Below are 14,833 nucleotides of genomic sequence, written 5' to 3'. Positions count from 1 at the left end.
CGACACTCATTAAAATTAGTCGTTAATGAGAATTAGTCAAATTAAGCGTAACGAGAAGAAAGTGGAAAAATATATTTTGAGGAACGTTCTGGATGTATTAACAATTGCCTGAGGAATAAGTGACTTAGAGAAAATTATTGATTTTACTGGTGTTATGTTGCGGGATTAATTTGTTTGATTATATTACTGTTGGGCGGAAAAAAGACGTAAGTTGACGTTCGACAGGGGTAAGCGAAACGGTAAAAAGATAAATAACAAATGAATTTAGGATTTTTCCGGCTTCGTTAAAGAAAGTTAAAATGCCGCCAGCGGAACTGGCGGCTGTGGAATTAACTGCGCGTCGCCGCTTTCATCGGTTGTACAAAAGCTTTCAGTGCCGCCAGCATTTTCTCTGGCTCATTAATATGTTGCTCGATGATTTTAACGATGGCCGAACCAGAAATCGCGCCCGCAGCTCCTGCATCAATCGCTGCTTTTACCTGATCCGGGGCGGAAATACCAAATCCCTGCAATGGAGGCGCAGCGTTGTACTCTTTCAGCTTCGCAACCAGATGATTGAGGGGTAACGCGGCGCGGTTTTCTGCGCCGGTCACGCCCGCTCGCGACAGCAAATAGGTGTAACCACGACCGTAAGAGGCTATCTGGCGCAGCAAATCATCGTCGGCATTAGGCGGGCAAATAAAGATAGGTGCGACATTATGACGCAACGCGGCCTGGCGGAAGGGCGCGGACTCTTCCACGGGCACATCGGCAACCAGCACCGAATCGACGCCGACTTTCTCGCACTCGGCATAAAACTCATCAATGCCTTTGTTAAACACCAGGTTGGCATACATCAAAAGGCCGATGGGAATGGTCGGGTGCTTCTGGCGAATGAGTGCCAGCACCTCAAAGCACTGCGCCGGGGTTACTCCCGCCGCAAAAGCACGCAGTGTGGCGTTTTGAATCGTCGGGCCATCCGCCAGTGGGTCGGAGAAGGGGATGCCTAACTCCAGCGCGTCAGCACCGGCTTCAATTAGCGTATCGATAATTTTCAACGACTGCTCAATGCCCGGATCACCGAGGGTGACGAAAGGAACGAATGCGCCTTCTTTGCGCTCCTTCAACTGGGTAAACAGAGATTCGTAGCGTTCCATCAGATTTCCCCTCGTGCTTTCAAAATATCGTGAACGGTGAAGATGTCTTTATCGCCGCGACCGGAAAGGTTAACCACCAGTAGCTGCTCTTTTTCGGGATTTTCGCGCATCATTTTCAGCGCATGGGCCAGGGCGTGGGAGGATTCCAGCGCCGGGATGATCCCTTCATGCAGGCAAAGCGTTTTAAAGGCTTCCAGGGCTTCATCGTCGGTAATAGACACGTAATCAGCGCGTCCAGTGCTGTTGAGATACGCATGTTGCGGGCCGACGGACGGGAAATCCAGCCCGGCAGAAATGGAGTAAGACTCTTCAATTTGCCCGTCTTCGGTTTGCATCATCGGCGCTTTCATACCGAAATAGATGCCCACGCGACCATGTTTTAACGGTGCGCCGTGCTCGCCAGTTTCGATACCGTGGCCGCCAGGCTCCACACCAATCAGGCCGACGTCGGTTTCGTTGATGAAATCTGCAAACATACCGATGGCATTCGAACCACCGCCAACACAGGCGATAACGGCATCCGGCAGGCGACCTTCTCTTTCCAGAATCTGCGCTTTCGTTTCTTCGCCAATCATCCGCTGAAACTCACGCACAATGGTCGGGTAAGGATGCGGGCCAGCTGCGGTACCCAGCATATAGTGTGCGGTTTCATAACTGCCGGACCAGTCGCGTAGCGCCTCATTACAGGCATCTTTCAGGGTCGCGGAACCGCTATGCACCGGGATCACTTCCGCACCCATTAAGCGCATCCGGAAAACGTTAGGCGACTGGCGTTCAACGTCTTTGGCACCCATATAAATACGGCATTTCAGGCCGAGCAGGGCGCTGGCAAGGGCCGACGCCACGCCATGCTGACCGGCACCGGTTTCGGCAATAATTTTAGTTTTACCCATCCGCTTCGCCAGTAAAGCCTGACCGAGCACCTGGTTAGTTTTATGCGCGCCGCCGTGCAGCAAATCTTCGCGCTTCAGATACAGCGTGGTGTTCGTCCCGGCTGTAATGTTCTGGCATTTGGTCAGCGCGGTTGGACGCCCGGCATAGTTTTTCAGCAGGTCGTTGAACTGAGCCTGAAATTCAGGATCTTTTTGCGCGCTGACAAAAGCTTCTTCCAGCTGGCGCAGAGCAGGCATCAGGATTTGTGGCACGTACATGCCGCCAAACTCACCAAAATAGGGGTTAAGTAATGTTGTCATTGTTCCTTTCCTTAATATGCGCGCAGCGTCTGGAAAACCGAGGCCAAAAGACGTGCGTCTTTGATACCCGGTTGCGACTCTACAGCAGAATTAAAATCAAGCCCGGCGCAGCCGGTTTGTGCCGCTTCCACGCAGTTATCTGCGCCTAAGCCCCCCGCCAGCAGAACGTTGCCAAGCGATTGACCATTTAATAGTGACCAGTCGAAACGTTGTCCGCTCCCGCCCTGACCGTTGTCGAATACATATTTATCGATGTGCTGAAAATCGCGCGCGGGAAGAGTTTCACCGACACTTAAAGCCTTCCAGATGGCGACGTGTGCTGGCAGAGCCTCACGCAGAGTGTCGATATACAGCTGATCTTCATTACCATGCAGTTGCACTGCCGCCAGCGATAACACCTTAGCTTTGTCCACCACATCGGCAATATCGTGATTGCGGAACACGCCAACATACTGCAACGGTGCCGCAGCCATCACTTCCTGCGCCTGTTCAACGCTGACGCAACGCGGTGACGTTGTAACAAATATTAATCCACCGTATATAGCACCAGCGTCATAAGCGGCTCTGGCATCTTGTGGGCGAGTCAGGCCACACACTTTATTCTCACCCAGCAACACCCGGCGCACGGCGGCGTTCAAATCGTCATGGGCCATCAACGCCGAACCAATCAGAAAACCGTTAGCGAAGTGGCTTAACTCGCGCACCTGAGCGTAAGTATTGATGCCGGATTCGCTGATTACCGTCACATTGTGCCCCAGTTTCGGCGCAAGCTCGCGGGTACGGTTGAGATCAATCGACAAATCGCGCAGATCGCGGTTGTTGATGCCAACGACCTTTGCCCCCAATGCAATGGCGCGCTCCAGTTCCTCTTCATTACTGACTTCGGTCAGCACACCCATCTCCAGACTGTGGGCGACGGCGGCAAGCTGGCGATATTGTTCATCATCCAGTACTGAAAGCATTAATAAGCAGGCATCGGCCTGGTAATAGCGCGCCAGATAGATCTGGTAAGGGTCGATAATAAAGTCTTTACATAAAATCGGCTGTGGGGCGATTTGGCTGACGATGGGGAGGAAATCAAAGCTTCCCTGAAAATATTTCTCATCAGTCAGCACCGAAATTGCCGAAGCATAATTTCTGTAAACGGTTGCAATGCGTGCCGGATCGAAATCATCACGGATCACGCCTTTTGACGGCGACGCTTTTTTGCACTCCAGAATAAACGCCGTGCGTGCACCCTGTAGCGCATCATAAAAATGTCGCGTGCTCGGCTGAATCTCATTCTGAAAACTGGCCAGCGGTTGCTGCTGTTTGCGGGCTTCTACCCAAATCGCCTTGTCTGCGACGATTTTCGCTAAAACGGTTTGCATTATTTACCCTCGTGCCGCCAGTGCGGTGACTCTGTCGTAAGCGGAACCACTGCGCAGTACCTCAAGAACGGTTTGCGCATTGGCTTGCAGATCTTCATGGCCATGCAGGCGCATTAACATGGCGACATTCGCCGCGACGGCTGCTTCGTGAGCGGCGTCGCCTTTACCTTGTAACAAGCGTGTTAAAATGTCACGGTTTTCTTCCGGTGTTCCGCCTGCCAGTTGCTCCTGGTGGTAGGGTGTCAGGCCAAAATCTTCAGCGGTCAACTGATAGCTCTTAATTTCGCCGTCATGTAGTTCGGCAACGATTGTCGGCGCGTGTAATGAAACTTCATCCATCCCGCCGCTGTGCACCACTGCCGCGCGTTGATACCCCAGCACGCGCAAGGTTTCGGCAATCGGCAGCACCAGCTCCGGGCTGTAGACACCAATTAACGCCAGCGGCGGATGCGCCGGGTTAATTAATGGCCCCAGCACATTGAACAGTGTGCGGGTTTTCAGTTGCTGGCGAACCGGCATTGCATGGCGGAATCCGGTGTGATATTTCGGTGCAAAGAGGAAACAGACGCCTAACTCATCCAGCGCCTGGCGCGATTTATCGGCGTTCATATCAAGATTAATACCGAACGCCGCCAGCAGATCCGACGAGCCGGATTTACTGGAGACGCTACGGTTGCCGTGTTTCGCCACTTTCAGCCCGCAGGCCGCGGCGACAAACGCGCTGGCGGTAGAAATATTGATGCTGTTGCTGCCGTCACCGCCAGTACCGACGATATCGGCAAACAGATAATCCGGGCGCGGGAACGGCGCGGCGTTTTCCAGTAGCGCGGTTGCCGCCCCGGCGATCTCGTTCGGGTGCTCACCGCGAATTTTCATGCTCACCAGCGCCGCCGCCAGTTGTTCTGGTTTCAGCTCGCCACGTACCACCGCTGAAAACAGCTGGTGGCTTTCCTGCTGGCTAAGGGTCTGCGCCTGATACAGTTTTTCCAGAATCGGTTGCAGCGTGTTGGTTGGCTCTAGTTTCTGCTGCGCCCAGGCCAGCGTTTGTTCCAGCAGGCGAGCGCCCTGGGTAGTAAGAATGGATTCCGGATGGAACTGGAATCCACAAACGCGATCCGCATCATGACGCACCGCCATCACCATGCCATTAAAATGGGCGTTGATGGTTAAACCGGCCGGAATATTACTGCCAACCAGCGAGTGATAACGCGCCACTGGCAGCGGGTTTGTTAATCCGGCAAACATCGCCTGACCGTCATGTTCAATGCTCGACGCTTTACCGTGAAGAATTTCGCCCGCCTGACCGACATAGCCCCCGTAAGCTTCGACAATCGCCTGATGTCCGAGGCAAATGCCAATAATTGGCAGCTTGCCACGCAAGCGGGTGAGGAGTTCCGGCATACAACCGGCTTCGCTCGGCACACCGGGGCCAGGAGAAAGCATCAGCACCGGATTGCTCATCGTCGCCAGGCGTTCAATTAAGGTCTGCGCCGGAATATGGTTGCGGTAAATCACCACGTTATGACCATTGCTGCGCAACTGATCTGCCAGGTTGTACGTAAAAGAGTCGATATTATCGAGCAGCAGAATGTCAGCCATCAGAAGGTCTCCTGTGCATGATGCGCGGTGGCAATAGCGCGCAGTACAGCGCGGGCTTTATTACGAGTTTCGTCGGCTTCCGACTGCGGAACAGAATCAAGGACTACGCCAGCACCGGCTTGCACGGTGGCGATACCGTTTTCCACCAGCGCCGAGCGGATCACAATGCAGGTGTCGAGATCGCCATGCGCGGTAAAATAACCTACCGCGCCGCCGTAGCTGCCGCGTCGACGACCTTCTGCTTCGGCAATTAACTGCATAGCGCGTACTTTCGGTGCACCGCTTAACGTCCCCATATTCATACAGGCGCGGTAAGCGTGCAGGGCGTCGAGATCGTGGCGCAGCTCACCAACAACGCGGGAGACCAGGTGCATCACGTAAGAGTAACGGTCAACTTTGGTGAGATCGGCGACGTAGCGGCTGCCGGGTGTGCAAATGCGTGCCAGGTCATTACGGGCGAGATCCACCAGCATCAGATGTTCAGAAAGCTCTTTATGATCGGTACGCATCTCCAGTTCGATGCGGCTGTCGAGGTCTCTGTCCAGCGAACCATCGGCACGACGACCGCGTGGACGTGTTCCGGCAATCGGGTAAATCTCAATCTGGCGGCTGGTGGCGTCATACTTGAGCGAACTTTCCGGCGACGCGCCAAACAGGGTGAAATCATTATCCTGCATAAAAAACATGTACGGGCTGGGATTACTCTTTTTCAGCACGTAATAGGCCGCCAGCGGTGACGGGCAGGGCAGAGAGAAACGGCGAGATGGCACCACCTGGAAAATTTCTCCGGCGCGAATCGCTTTTTGCAACAAACGCACTACGCCACCGAACTCTTCATCGCTCTGGTTACATTCACAACGCATATGCGGCACGGAAACCACCGGCAGCGGCGGCGCGGCTTCGGTCAGTTGCTGACGTAGTTCGTTCAGGCGAGCAGTGAGACGTTGTTTTTCTTCTTCATTCGGAGCAAACAGGCTGGCCTGAATACGGGTGCTTTTTTTCTGATGGTCAATCACCATCAGCGTTTCAGCGAGATAAAAACAGAAATCAGGGCAGCTATTTTCCGCTGACAGTTGCGGTAAATTTTCAAATCCCGCCACAAGGTCATAAGAGAACAGGCCGCCGAAGAACATTGCTTCTCGTTCTTCCTTCGGTACATTCAACAGATTCTGTAATAAGCGGAAAGCGTCAAAAACCGAAAGGGAGCATAAGCGGGCGTCTTCATCCAGCAGTGGACTGACAGGCGGGAAGCGCAGTACGCGGCAGTTTGGTGATTGTTCATTTTCCACACCCGCAGGCAAGGCGTTATCCAGTAGTGTCAACAGGGCTTCTCCATTGCCGGAAAGCGCCTGGATTGTGACAGTGTCACTTAATGCTGTAATGCGCAGCGCACTGTCTACCAGCAGCAGGCTTTTTAAATCATCTTTGCTGTCGATATCTGCGGATTCCAGCAGCAGCGTTGCCGGGCGATCCCCACACAACTGGTGAAAAAGCGCAGTCGGGTTGTCGCGATAAGCGCCTTTGCAGGTTAGCAGTTCGAGAGTCGGTTTTTGTGTTTGCATTGTTATTCTCTAATTTTGTTCAAAAAAAAGCCCGCTCATTAGGCGGGCTGGGTATCTGATTGCTTTACGCATGGTGAATACACTGCCCGTTTCAGGAAGTGCGCCACCAACCTTTCAGTACGAAAATTGCTTTCATTGTCGATACCCTTTTTACGTGAACTTGCGTACTAGTTAACTAGTTCGATAATTAATTGTCAACAGCTCATTTCAGAATATTTGCCAGAACCGTTATGATGTCGGCGCAAAAAACATTATCCAGAACGGGAGTGCGCCTTGAGCGACACGAATTACGCAGTGATTTACGACCTGCACAGCCATACCACAGCTTCCGATGGCTGCCTGACGCCAGAAGCATTGGTGCACCGTGCAGTCGAGATGCGCGTCGGCACCCTGGCGATCACCGACCATGACACCACAGCTGCAATTGCACCAGCAAGAGAGGAAATTTCACGTTCGGGACTGGCGCTGAATCTTATTCCTGGTGTGGAAATTTCCACGGTCTGGGAAAATCATGAAATTCATATTGTCGGGCTGAATATTGATATTACTCATCCGCTAATGTGCGAGTTCCTCGCGCAGCAGACAGAACGGCGCAATCAGCGGGCGCAGCTGATTGCCGAAAGACTTGAAAAAGCGCAAATACCTGGGGCACTGGAAGGCGCGCAACGACTGGCGCAGGGCGGTGCGGTGACGCGCGGTCATTTTGCGCGTTTCCTTGTGGAGTGCGGAAAAGCCAGTTCAATGGCGGATGTCTTTAAAAAGTATCTGGCGCGCGGGAAAACCGGATACGTTCCGCCACAGTGGTGTACAATAGAGCAATCTATTGATGTCATTCATCATTCTGGCGGTAAGGCGGTGCTAGCTCATCCTGGGCGGTACAATCTTAGTGCTAAATGGCTGAAAAGATTGGTTGCGCATTTTGCCGAACACCACGGCGACGCGATGGAAGTCGCGCAGTGCCAGCAATCGCCCAATGAACGCACCCAGCTGGCGACACTTGCGCGTCAGCATCATTTATGGGCATCACAAGGATCTGATTTTCATCAGCCATGCCCGTGGATCGAACTGGGTCGTAAACTCTGGCTGCCCGCAGGCGTTGAAGGCGTCTGGCAGCTATGGGAACAGCCGCAGAACACCACAGAGAGGGAATTATGAGCCAGTTTTTTTATATTCATCCTGATAACCCGCAGCAACGCCTGATCAACCAGGCGGTGGAGATCGTGCGTAAAGGCGGGGTGATTGTTTATCCAACTGATTCCGGCTATGCGCTCGGCTGTAAAATTGAAGATAAAAACGCGATGGAGCGTATTTGTCGTATTCGCCAGCTGCCGGACGGTCACAACTTTACCCTGATGTGTCGCGATCTTTCTGAACTCTCGACCTATTCATTTGTCGATAACGTTGCGTTTCGTTTGATGAAAAACAACACGCCAGGCAACTATACCTTCATCCTGAAGGGGACGAAGGAGGTGCCACGCCGTCTGTTGCAGGAAAAACGCAAAACCATCGGTATGCGCGTGCCGTCTAACCCTATTGCGCAGGCGCTGCTTGAAGCATTGGGCGAACCGATGCTTTCCACTTCGCTAATGCTGCCAGGCAGTGAATTTACCGAATCCGATCCGGAAGAAATTAAAGACCGTCTGGAAAAACAGGTGGATTTGATTATTCACGGCGGCTATCTCGGGCAGAAACCAACAACGGTTATTGATCTCACCGATGATACGCCGGTCGTGGTGCGTGAAGGCGTAGGTGATGTGAAGCCTTTCTTATAACAAATTGCGTTCCACGGATGGAAGATGATGGCAGGGATATATCGCTGCATTTTGCTGTTGATAGTTGGGCTTTTTTTCTCTTCGTTGAGTTATGCGAAAAACACGGAGATCCCTTCTTATGAAGAAGGGATCTCGCTCTTTGATGTTGAAGCCACTCTGCAACCGAATGGGGTGCTCGACATCAAAGAGAACATTCATTTTCAGGCGCGAAATCAGCAGATTAAGCACGGATTTTATCGTGATTTACCGCGACTCTGGATGCAGCCTGATGGGGACGCTGCACTGCTGAACTATCATATTGTTGGCGTCACCCGTGATGGTATTCCTGAACCCTGGCATCTTGACTGGCATATCGGGTTAATGAGTATTGTCGTGGGCGATAAACAACGTTTCTTGCCTCAAGGCGACTATCATTATCAAATTCATTATCAGGTTAAAAATGCTTTCCTGCGTGAGGGGGATTCTGATCTGCTAATCTGGAACGTGACCGGTAACCACTGGTCGTTTGAAATTTATAAGACCCTATTTTCACTCAAGTTGCCTGATATTGCGGGTAATCCATTTAGCGAAATCGATCTCTTTACTGGAGAAGAGGGCGACACATATCGAAATGGCCGCATCCTTGAGGACGGAAGAATTGAATCTCGCGATCCGTTTTATCGTGAAGATTTCACGGTCCTCTACCGCTGGCCTCACGCATTACTTGGTAATGCCCCGGCTCCACAAACGACGAATATTTTCAGTCATCTTCTTTTACCCTCTACGTCATCGTTGTTAATTTGCTTTCCGAGTCTGTTCCTGGCGTGTGGATGGTTATATCTCTGGAAGCGCAGGCCGCAATTTACGCCGGTAGATGTGATTGAAACCGATGTCATTCCGCCAGATTACACGCCCGGCATGTTACGTCTTGATGCGAAACTGGTTTACGACGATAAAGGTTTTTGCGCCGATATCGTAAATCTGATTGTGAAAGGAAAAATTCATCTGGAAGATCATTATGACAAGAACCAGCAAATCCTGATTCGTGTTAATGAAGGCGCGACCAGAAATAATGCGGTATTACTGCCCGCAGAGCAGTTATTACTGGAAGCGTTATTTCGTAAAGGCGATAAGGTCGTTCTTACGGGGAGACGCAACAGAGTCTTACGCAAGGCATTTTTACGGATGCAGAAATTTTATCTGCCGCGTAAAAAGTCTTCGTTTTACCGACCTGATGCGTTTTTGCAATGGGGCGGAATGGCAATATTGGCGGTCATTCTCTACGGTAACCTGAGTCCCGTAGGCTGGGCAGGAATGAGTCTGGTAGGCGATATGTTTATTATGATCTGCTGGCTTCTTACTTTCTTATTTTGTTCCCTTGATCTTTTGTTTGCCCGCGATGATGACAAGCCTTGCGTTAATCGTGTCATCATCACTTTGTTTTTACCACTGATTTGTTCAGGTGTGGCTTTTTACTCTCTCTACATCAATGTCGGAGATGTATTCTTTTACTGGTATATGCCAGCGGGTTATTTTAGCGCGGTTTTCCTGACCGGTTATCTCACTGGCATGGGGTATATTTTTCTGCCAAAGTTTACCCAAAACGGGCAGCAACGTTATGCCCACGGTGAAGCTATCGTTAACTATCTTGCGCGTAAAGAGGCGGCAACACACAGTGGGCGGCGGCGGAAAGGGGAAACACGGAAACTGGATTACGCTTTGTTAGGTTGGGCAGTCTCGGCAAACCTTGGCAGAGAATGGGCAGCACGTATCACCCCATCACTCACAGCGGCTGTTCGCGCCCCGGAAATTGCCCGTAGTGGCGTTTTGTTCTCATTACAGATGCATCTGAGTCTGGGGGCCAATACCAGTTTGTTGGGGCGAAGTTATTCCGGTGGTGGTGCTGGCGGCGGTGCGGGTGGCGGAGGCGGTGGTGGTTGGTAACCAAATCGACGTTAATCGAAACAAGCTTTAACCATAAAGATAGTGTAGTATGTTGCGCCTCAAAGCCAGGCCAGTTAAAACGTCGAGTCGTTTACTTAAGGCCTGAAGAGTTCAAACAGACTTTACTATCAGTGAGTCAGATGTAAGTTCTGACTCATTGTTGCACAAAAGCATATCAGACGCCTGGGAAGGCGACACCAAAAGGAAGCTCTATGAGCGAAAAGCTACAGAAAGTGCTGGCGCGTGCCGGCCACGGTTCTCGCCGTGAAATCGAATCTATTATTGAAGCCGGTCGTGTGAGTGTTGATGGCAAAATTGCTAAACTCGGCGATCGCGTTGAAATTACCCCTGGACTGAAAATCCGTATCGATGGTCACCTGATTTCGGTACGTGAGTCCGCTGAACAAATTTGTCGCGTTCTGGCCTATTACAAACCTGAAGGTGAGTTGTGTACCCGTAACGATCCGGAAGGGCGTCCAACGGTGTTTGACCGTCTGCCAAAGCTGCGTGGCGCACGCTGGATTGCCGTAGGTCGTCTGGACGTTAACACCTGTGGTCTGTTGTTGTTCACCACCGACGGTGAACTGGCAAACCGTTTAATGCATCCAAGCCGTGAAGTTGAACGTGAATATGCCGTGCGTGTATTTGGTCAGGTTGACGACGCGAAACTGCGTGATTTGAGTCGTGGCGTGCAGCTGGAAGATGGTCCGGCAGCCTTTAAAACCATCAAGTTCAGCGGCGGCGAAGGGATCAACCAGTGGTACAACGTTACTCTGACCGAAGGCCGTAACCGTGAAGTTCGTCGTCTTTGGGAAGCGGTTGGTGTGCAGGTGAGCCGCCTGATTCGTGTTCGTTACGGTGATATCCCACTGCCAAAAGGTCTGCCACGCGGTGGCTGGACGGAGCTGGACCTCGCCCAGACTAACTATCTGCGCGAACTGGTGGAACTACCGCCAGAAACCAGCTCTAAAGTCGCTGTAGAAAAAGACCGTCGTCGTATGAAGGCGAATCAGATTCGTCGTGCGGTGAAACGTCACAGTCAGGTGAGCGGCGGTCGTCGTTCTGGCGGACGTAATAATAACGGTTAATCAAAGTATGCCGGACGTCATATCCGGCATTTTTACAGATTAGTAATCAATCCCTATCTGCGCTTTTACACCGGCATCAAACGCATGTTTGACGGGGCGTAATTCACTTACCGTATCCGCCAGTTCAAGAATATCCCGATGACAACCACGACCTGTGATAATCACCGTCTGTTGATGTGGACGTTCATTTAACGCCTGCACCACTTCTTCCAGTGGCAAATAGTCATACGCCACCATATACGTCAGTTCATCGAGCAAAACCATATCCAGTGAGGAATCAGCCAGCATCCGCTTTGCATGTTGCCAGACTTCGCGGCAGGCGGCGGTATCAGACTCTCGGTTTTGTGTATCCCAGGTAAAGCCCGTTGCCATTACCTGAAACTCAACGCCGTGTGGCTCCAGCAGATTTCGTTCGCCATTAGGCCAGGTGCCTTTAATAAACTGCACGACGCCCACTTTTTTTCCGTGACCAACTGCGCGTGTTGCCGTACCAAATGCCGCGGTGGTTTTGCCTTTTCCATTGCCGGTAAAGACGATGATAATACCGCGTTCATCCTGGGCCTGGGCCACACGAGCATCGACTTTTTCTTTCACTCGCTGCTGACGCTGTTGGTAGTGTTCATCACTCATTGGGAAATTCCTGGTTTACGGCCCGGTTGGGCGTCAAAGGTCATGCCGGTTTTACGGCGGCTGTCATCGCCCATCAGCCAGAGGTAGAGCGGCATGATATCAGCGGGGGTTTTAAGTTTCTGTGGATCTTCGGTCGGGAAGGCGCTGGCACGCATTGCGGTGCGCGTACCGCCTGGGTTAATGCAGTTGACGCGCAGGCGCTGCTGATATTCATCGGCCAGTACCTGCATCATCCCTTCGGTGGCAAATTTCGACGCTGCATAAGCGCCCCAGTTTGCACGCCCCTGACGTCCAACGCTTGATGAAGTAAAGACCAGTGAACCGGCGTCCGATTTGAGTAATAAAGGAAGCAGTGCCTGGGTGAGCATAAAGGTGGCATTAACGTTGACCTGCATGACGTCCTGCCAGACCTGCGGATTTTGTTCGCTCATTGGGCAAACATCGCCGAGCAATCCGGCATTATGCAAAACACCATCCAGACGCGGATAATTAACGGCAATGCGCTGTGCCAGTTGTTGGCAATCTTCGGACGTGCAGGTTAGCAAATCGAGAATAAACCACTGTGGCTGACGTCCAATTTCTTCGTTTATGTGGCTGGCTACCTGACGTAATTTTTCTTCATTACGGCCCAAAAGAATCACTGTCGCACCATAGCGTGCATACGTCATCGCTGCTTCACGACCAATTCCATCGCTGGCTCCCGTCACCAGGATAATGCGATCATTGAGTAAATCTTGTTTTGGCTGGTAATGCATGGCTACTCCTCAACGACGTTGTCTGTCGCGCTGCCAGTGTACTTTATGACTTTGGGGCTTTATGCCTGAAACAGAAGGGCATTTCAATCAGCCTGGGGCGATAACACCGCAAAATGGATACTTTGTCATACTTTCGCTGCAATAACATCTCTGCGAGACGGCTAAACATGCCTGTTGTAAACTGTGAGCCAAAGCGTTGTTTAACCAAGGTGGGGACTCGTGGAATTGTTGTCTGAATATGGTTTGTTTTTGGCGAAAATCGTTACCGTTGTGCTAGCGATTGCGGCGATTGCCGCCATTATTGTCAATGTTGCTCAACGTAATAAACGCCAGCGTGGCGAGTTACGAGTCAACAATCTCAGCGAACAGTATAAGGAGATGAAAGAAGAACTGGCCGCGGCGCTGATGGACACTCATCAGCAAAAACAGTGGCACAAAGCGCAGAAGAAAAAGCACAAGCAAGAAGCGAAAGCCGCAAAAGCGAAAGCTAAACTGGGCGAGGTGGTAACTGACAGTAAACCCCGCGTCTGGGTGCTGGATTTTAAAGGCAGCATGGACGCCCATGAAGTGAACTCGCTACGTGAAGAGATAACGGCGGTACTCGCAGCATTCAAACCGCAGGATCAGGTTGTGCTCCGTCTGGAAAGCCCAGGTGGCATGGTGCATGGTTACGGGTTGGCGGCTTCGCAGTTGCAGCGTCTGCGTGATAAAAACATTCCTTTAACTGTTACGGTAGACAAAGTCGCTGCCAGCGGCGGTTACATGATGGCCTGTGTGGCGGACAAAATTGTTTCCGCACCGTTTGCTATTGTGGGTTCCATTGGGGTGGTGGCGCAAATGCCCAACTTTAACCGCTTCCTGAAAAGCAAAGATATTGATATCGAACTGCACACCGCCGGGCAGTATAAGCGCACGCTGACGTTGCTGGGTGAAAATACCGAAGAAGGGCGGGAGAAATTCCGCGAAGAGTTGAACGAAACGCATCAGTTATTTAAAGATTTTGTGAAGCGTATGCGTCCGTCTCTGGATATTGAACAGGTGGCAACGGGTGAACACTGGTACGGACAACAGGCAGTAGAGAAAGGCCTGGTTGATGAAATCAACACCAGTGATGAAGTTATTCTTAGCCTGATGGAAGGCCGGGAAGTGGTCAATGTACGCTATATGCAGCGTAAACGACTCATTGACCGATTCACCGGCAGCGCGGCAGAGAGCGCCGATCGATTGTTGTTACGCTGGTGGCAGCGTGGGCAAAAGCCGTTGATGTAAAAGACAAACGCGAGGATAAGACCTCGCGTTTTGCTTTAATCAACCAGGTGATATTTTTCTGAAAGCACATGGGCCAGGTGTTTGAACATATTAAACACCGCGGTGCTTTTGGCAGTTGGTAATCCTTGTTCATCTAAAAAGTAGTCGCCGGTAAATACCAGCACGCCATTACGCTGCGTGACGCCGGTGGCTTCAATCCCTGCGAGCGTATCCTCATGCTCACGAATGATTTTGTTGGCCTCTTTCAACAGCGTTTCGCGGTCGATGGGTTGAGTCTCTTTGTTCATTATTTACTCCTTAAACAAGGACATTAGTCTACGCCAGGCATGGCTTGCAGACAAATATACCACGCTGGTGGCAAGAGCGCCTTACTGGCAACTTTGGATTTTGCATGCTAATAAAGTTGCGTATCGGATTTTATCAGGTACAGTGTGACGCTTTCGTCAATCTGGCAATAGATTTGCTTGACATTCGACCAAAATTCCGTCGTGCTATAGCGCCTGTAGGCCAAGACCTGTTAACTCAGTCACCTGAAT

Annotated in this window: 14 protein-coding genes and 1 other annotated feature; of the genes, 5 read left to right on the top strand and 9 right to left on the bottom strand. The window is 51.4% G+C overall.

What is annotated here, in order from left to right:
• Positions 1 to 329: 329 nt before the first annotated feature.
• From trpA to trpL, 6 genes are all read right to left on the bottom strand, one after another.
• Entirely contained in the window at positions 330 to 1,136 is an 807-nt protein-coding gene (trpA, locus tag EAS44_RS14030; RefSeq protein WP_000443098.1) for a tryptophan synthase subunit alpha, read from the bottom strand.
• Positions 1,136 to 2,329 (bottom strand): tryptophan synthase subunit beta, encoded by a 1,194-nt coding sequence (gene trpB / locus EAS44_RS14025; protein WP_000209529.1) that lies wholly within the window; start codon positions 2,327 to 2,329, stop codon positions 1,136 to 1,138. Before trpB ends, trpA begins: the two co-directional genes overlap by 1 nt.
• Positions 2,330 to 2,340: 11 nt before the next feature.
• The gene (gene trpCF, locus EAS44_RS14020; RefSeq protein WP_001195306.1) at positions 2,341 to 3,699 is read right to left on the bottom strand and encodes a bifunctional indole-3-glycerol-phosphate synthase TrpC/phosphoribosylanthranilate isomerase TrpF; all 1,359 of its coding nucleotides are present in this window, start codon (positions 3,697 to 3,699) and stop codon (positions 2,341 to 2,343) included.
• Between the two features lie 3 nt (positions 3,700 to 3,702).
• Positions 3,703 to 5,298, bottom strand: a complete 1,596-nt coding sequence (gene trpD, locus EAS44_RS14015; protein WP_000763524.1) for a bifunctional anthranilate synthase glutamate amidotransferase component TrpG/anthranilate phosphoribosyltransferase TrpD — start codon at positions 5,296 to 5,298, stop codon at positions 3,703 to 3,705.
• Positions 5,298 to 6,860, bottom strand: a complete 1,563-nt coding sequence (gene trpE, locus EAS44_RS14010; RefSeq protein WP_001194639.1) for an anthranilate synthase component I — start codon at positions 6,858 to 6,860, stop codon at positions 5,298 to 5,300. Before trpE ends, trpD begins: the two co-directional genes overlap by 1 nt.
• A 21-nt stretch (positions 6,861 to 6,881) precedes the next feature.
• Positions 6,882 to 6,975 (bottom strand) — a sequence feature (Trp leader region).
• Positions 6,952 to 6,996 carry a trp operon leader peptide gene (trpL, locus tag EAS44_RS14005; RefSeq protein ID WP_001700591.1) on the bottom strand — a complete coding sequence of 15 codons (45 nt, stop codon included), beginning with the start codon at positions 6,994 to 6,996 and terminating at the stop codon, positions 6,952 to 6,954. Its footprint overlaps the feature before it by 24 nt.
• 137 nt (positions 6,997 to 7,133) lie before the next feature.
• On the opposite strand from trpL, the gene rnm reads away from it, so the two are divergent.
• The 4 genes from rnm to rluB all read left to right on the top strand — a co-directional run bounded on the left by rnm (position 7,134) and on the right by rluB (position 11,643).
• The gene (rnm, locus tag EAS44_RS14000) at positions 7,134 to 8,015 is read left to right on the top strand and encodes an RNase RNM (protein WP_001285667.1); all 882 of its coding nucleotides are present in this window, start codon (positions 7,134 to 7,136) and stop codon (positions 8,013 to 8,015) included.
• Entirely contained in the window at positions 8,012 to 8,632 is a 621-nt protein-coding gene (gene yciO, locus EAS44_RS13995; protein WP_001295575.1) for an L-threonylcarbamoyladenylate synthase, read from the top strand. The genes rnm and yciO overlap by 4 nt, the downstream gene beginning before the upstream one ends.
• 27 nt (positions 8,633 to 8,659) lie before the next feature.
• A complete protein-coding gene (gene yciQ / locus EAS44_RS13990) occupies positions 8,660 to 10,555 on the top strand; it encodes a DUF2207 domain-containing protein (protein WP_001350892.1) in 1,896 nt (631 codons plus the stop codon).
• 212 nt (positions 10,556 to 10,767) lie between these two features.
• Positions 10,768 to 11,643, top strand: coding sequence for a 23S rRNA pseudouridine(2605) synthase RluB (gene rluB, locus EAS44_RS13985; protein ID WP_001291206.1), 876 nt, complete (start codon positions 10,768 to 10,770; stop codon positions 11,641 to 11,643).
• A 39-nt stretch (positions 11,644 to 11,682) separates the two neighbouring features.
• Here the strand turns inward: rluB and cobO are convergent, their stop codons facing one another.
• Positions 11,683 to 12,273: a cob(I)yrinic acid a,c-diamide adenosyltransferase gene (gene cobO / locus EAS44_RS13980; RefSeq protein WP_001278741.1), complete on the bottom strand. Its 591-nt coding sequence runs from the start codon at positions 12,271 to 12,273 to the stop codon at positions 11,683 to 11,685.
• A complete protein-coding gene (gene yciK / locus EAS44_RS13975; RefSeq protein WP_000559260.1) occupies positions 12,270 to 13,028 on the bottom strand; it encodes a YciK family oxidoreductase in 759 nt (252 codons plus the stop codon). Before yciK ends, cobO begins: the two co-directional genes overlap by 4 nt.
• A gap of 219 nt (positions 13,029 to 13,247) precedes the next feature.
• On the opposite strand from yciK, the gene sohB reads away from it, so the two are divergent.
• The gene (gene sohB, locus EAS44_RS13970; protein ID WP_000422062.1) at positions 13,248 to 14,297 is read left to right on the top strand and encodes a protease SohB; all 1,050 of its coding nucleotides are present in this window, start codon (positions 13,248 to 13,250) and stop codon (positions 14,295 to 14,297) included.
• 35 nt (positions 14,298 to 14,332) lie between these two features.
• Here sohB and yciN read toward each other — a convergent pair whose 3' ends face one another.
• Positions 14,333 to 14,584: a YciN family protein gene (gene yciN, locus EAS44_RS13965; protein ID WP_001031530.1), complete on the bottom strand. Its 252-nt coding sequence runs from the start codon at positions 14,582 to 14,584 to the stop codon at positions 14,333 to 14,335.
• Positions 14,585 to 14,833: the final 249 nt, after the last annotated feature.

Source organism: Escherichia coli DSM 30083 = JCM 1649 = ATCC 11775, from assembly GCF_003697165.2.
GTDB classification, from domain to species: Bacteria; Pseudomonadota; Gammaproteobacteria; order Enterobacterales; family Enterobacteriaceae; genus Escherichia; species Escherichia coli.
This window is presented reverse-complemented; position numbering and strand designations above follow the sequence as displayed.

Excerpts from the sequence above, each read along its gene's own strand:
- trpA (WP_000443098.1), bottom strand. The coding sequence starts at position 1,136 with ATGGAACGCTACGAATCTCTGTTTACCCAGTTGAAGGAGCGCAAAGAA.
- yciK (WP_000559260.1), bottom strand. The coding sequence starts at position 13,028 with ATGCATTACCAGCCAAAACAAGATTTACTCAATGATCGCATTATCCTG.
- yciQ (WP_001350892.1), top strand. The coding sequence starts at position 8,660 with ATGGCAGGGATATATCGCTGCATTTTGCTGTTGATAGTTGGGCTTTTT.
- trpD (WP_000763524.1), bottom strand. The coding sequence starts at position 5,298 with ATGGCTGACATTCTGCTGCTCGATAATATCGACTCTTTTACGTACAAC.
- cobO (WP_001278741.1), bottom strand. The coding sequence starts at position 12,273 with ATGAGTGATGAACACTACCAACAGCGTCAGCAGCGAGTGAAAGAAAAA.
- trpB (WP_000209529.1), bottom strand. The coding sequence starts at position 2,329 with ATGACAACATTACTTAACCCCTATTTTGGTGAGTTTGGCGGCATGTAC.
- rluB (WP_001291206.1), top strand. The coding sequence starts at position 10,768 with ATGAGCGAAAAGCTACAGAAAGTGCTGGCGCGTGCCGGCCACGGTTCT.
- yciO (WP_001295575.1), top strand. The coding sequence starts at position 8,012 with ATGAGCCAGTTTTTTTATATTCATCCTGATAACCCGCAGCAACGCCTG.
- yciN (WP_001031530.1), bottom strand. The coding sequence starts at position 14,584 with ATGAACAAAGAGACTCAACCCATCGACCGCGAAACGCTGTTGAAAGAG.
- trpE (WP_001194639.1), bottom strand. The coding sequence starts at position 6,860 with ATGCAAACACAAAAACCGACTCTCGAACTGCTAACCTGCAAAGGCGCT.
- trpCF (WP_001195306.1), bottom strand. The coding sequence starts at position 3,699 with ATGCAAACCGTTTTAGCGAAAATCGTCGCAGACAAGGCGATTTGGGTA.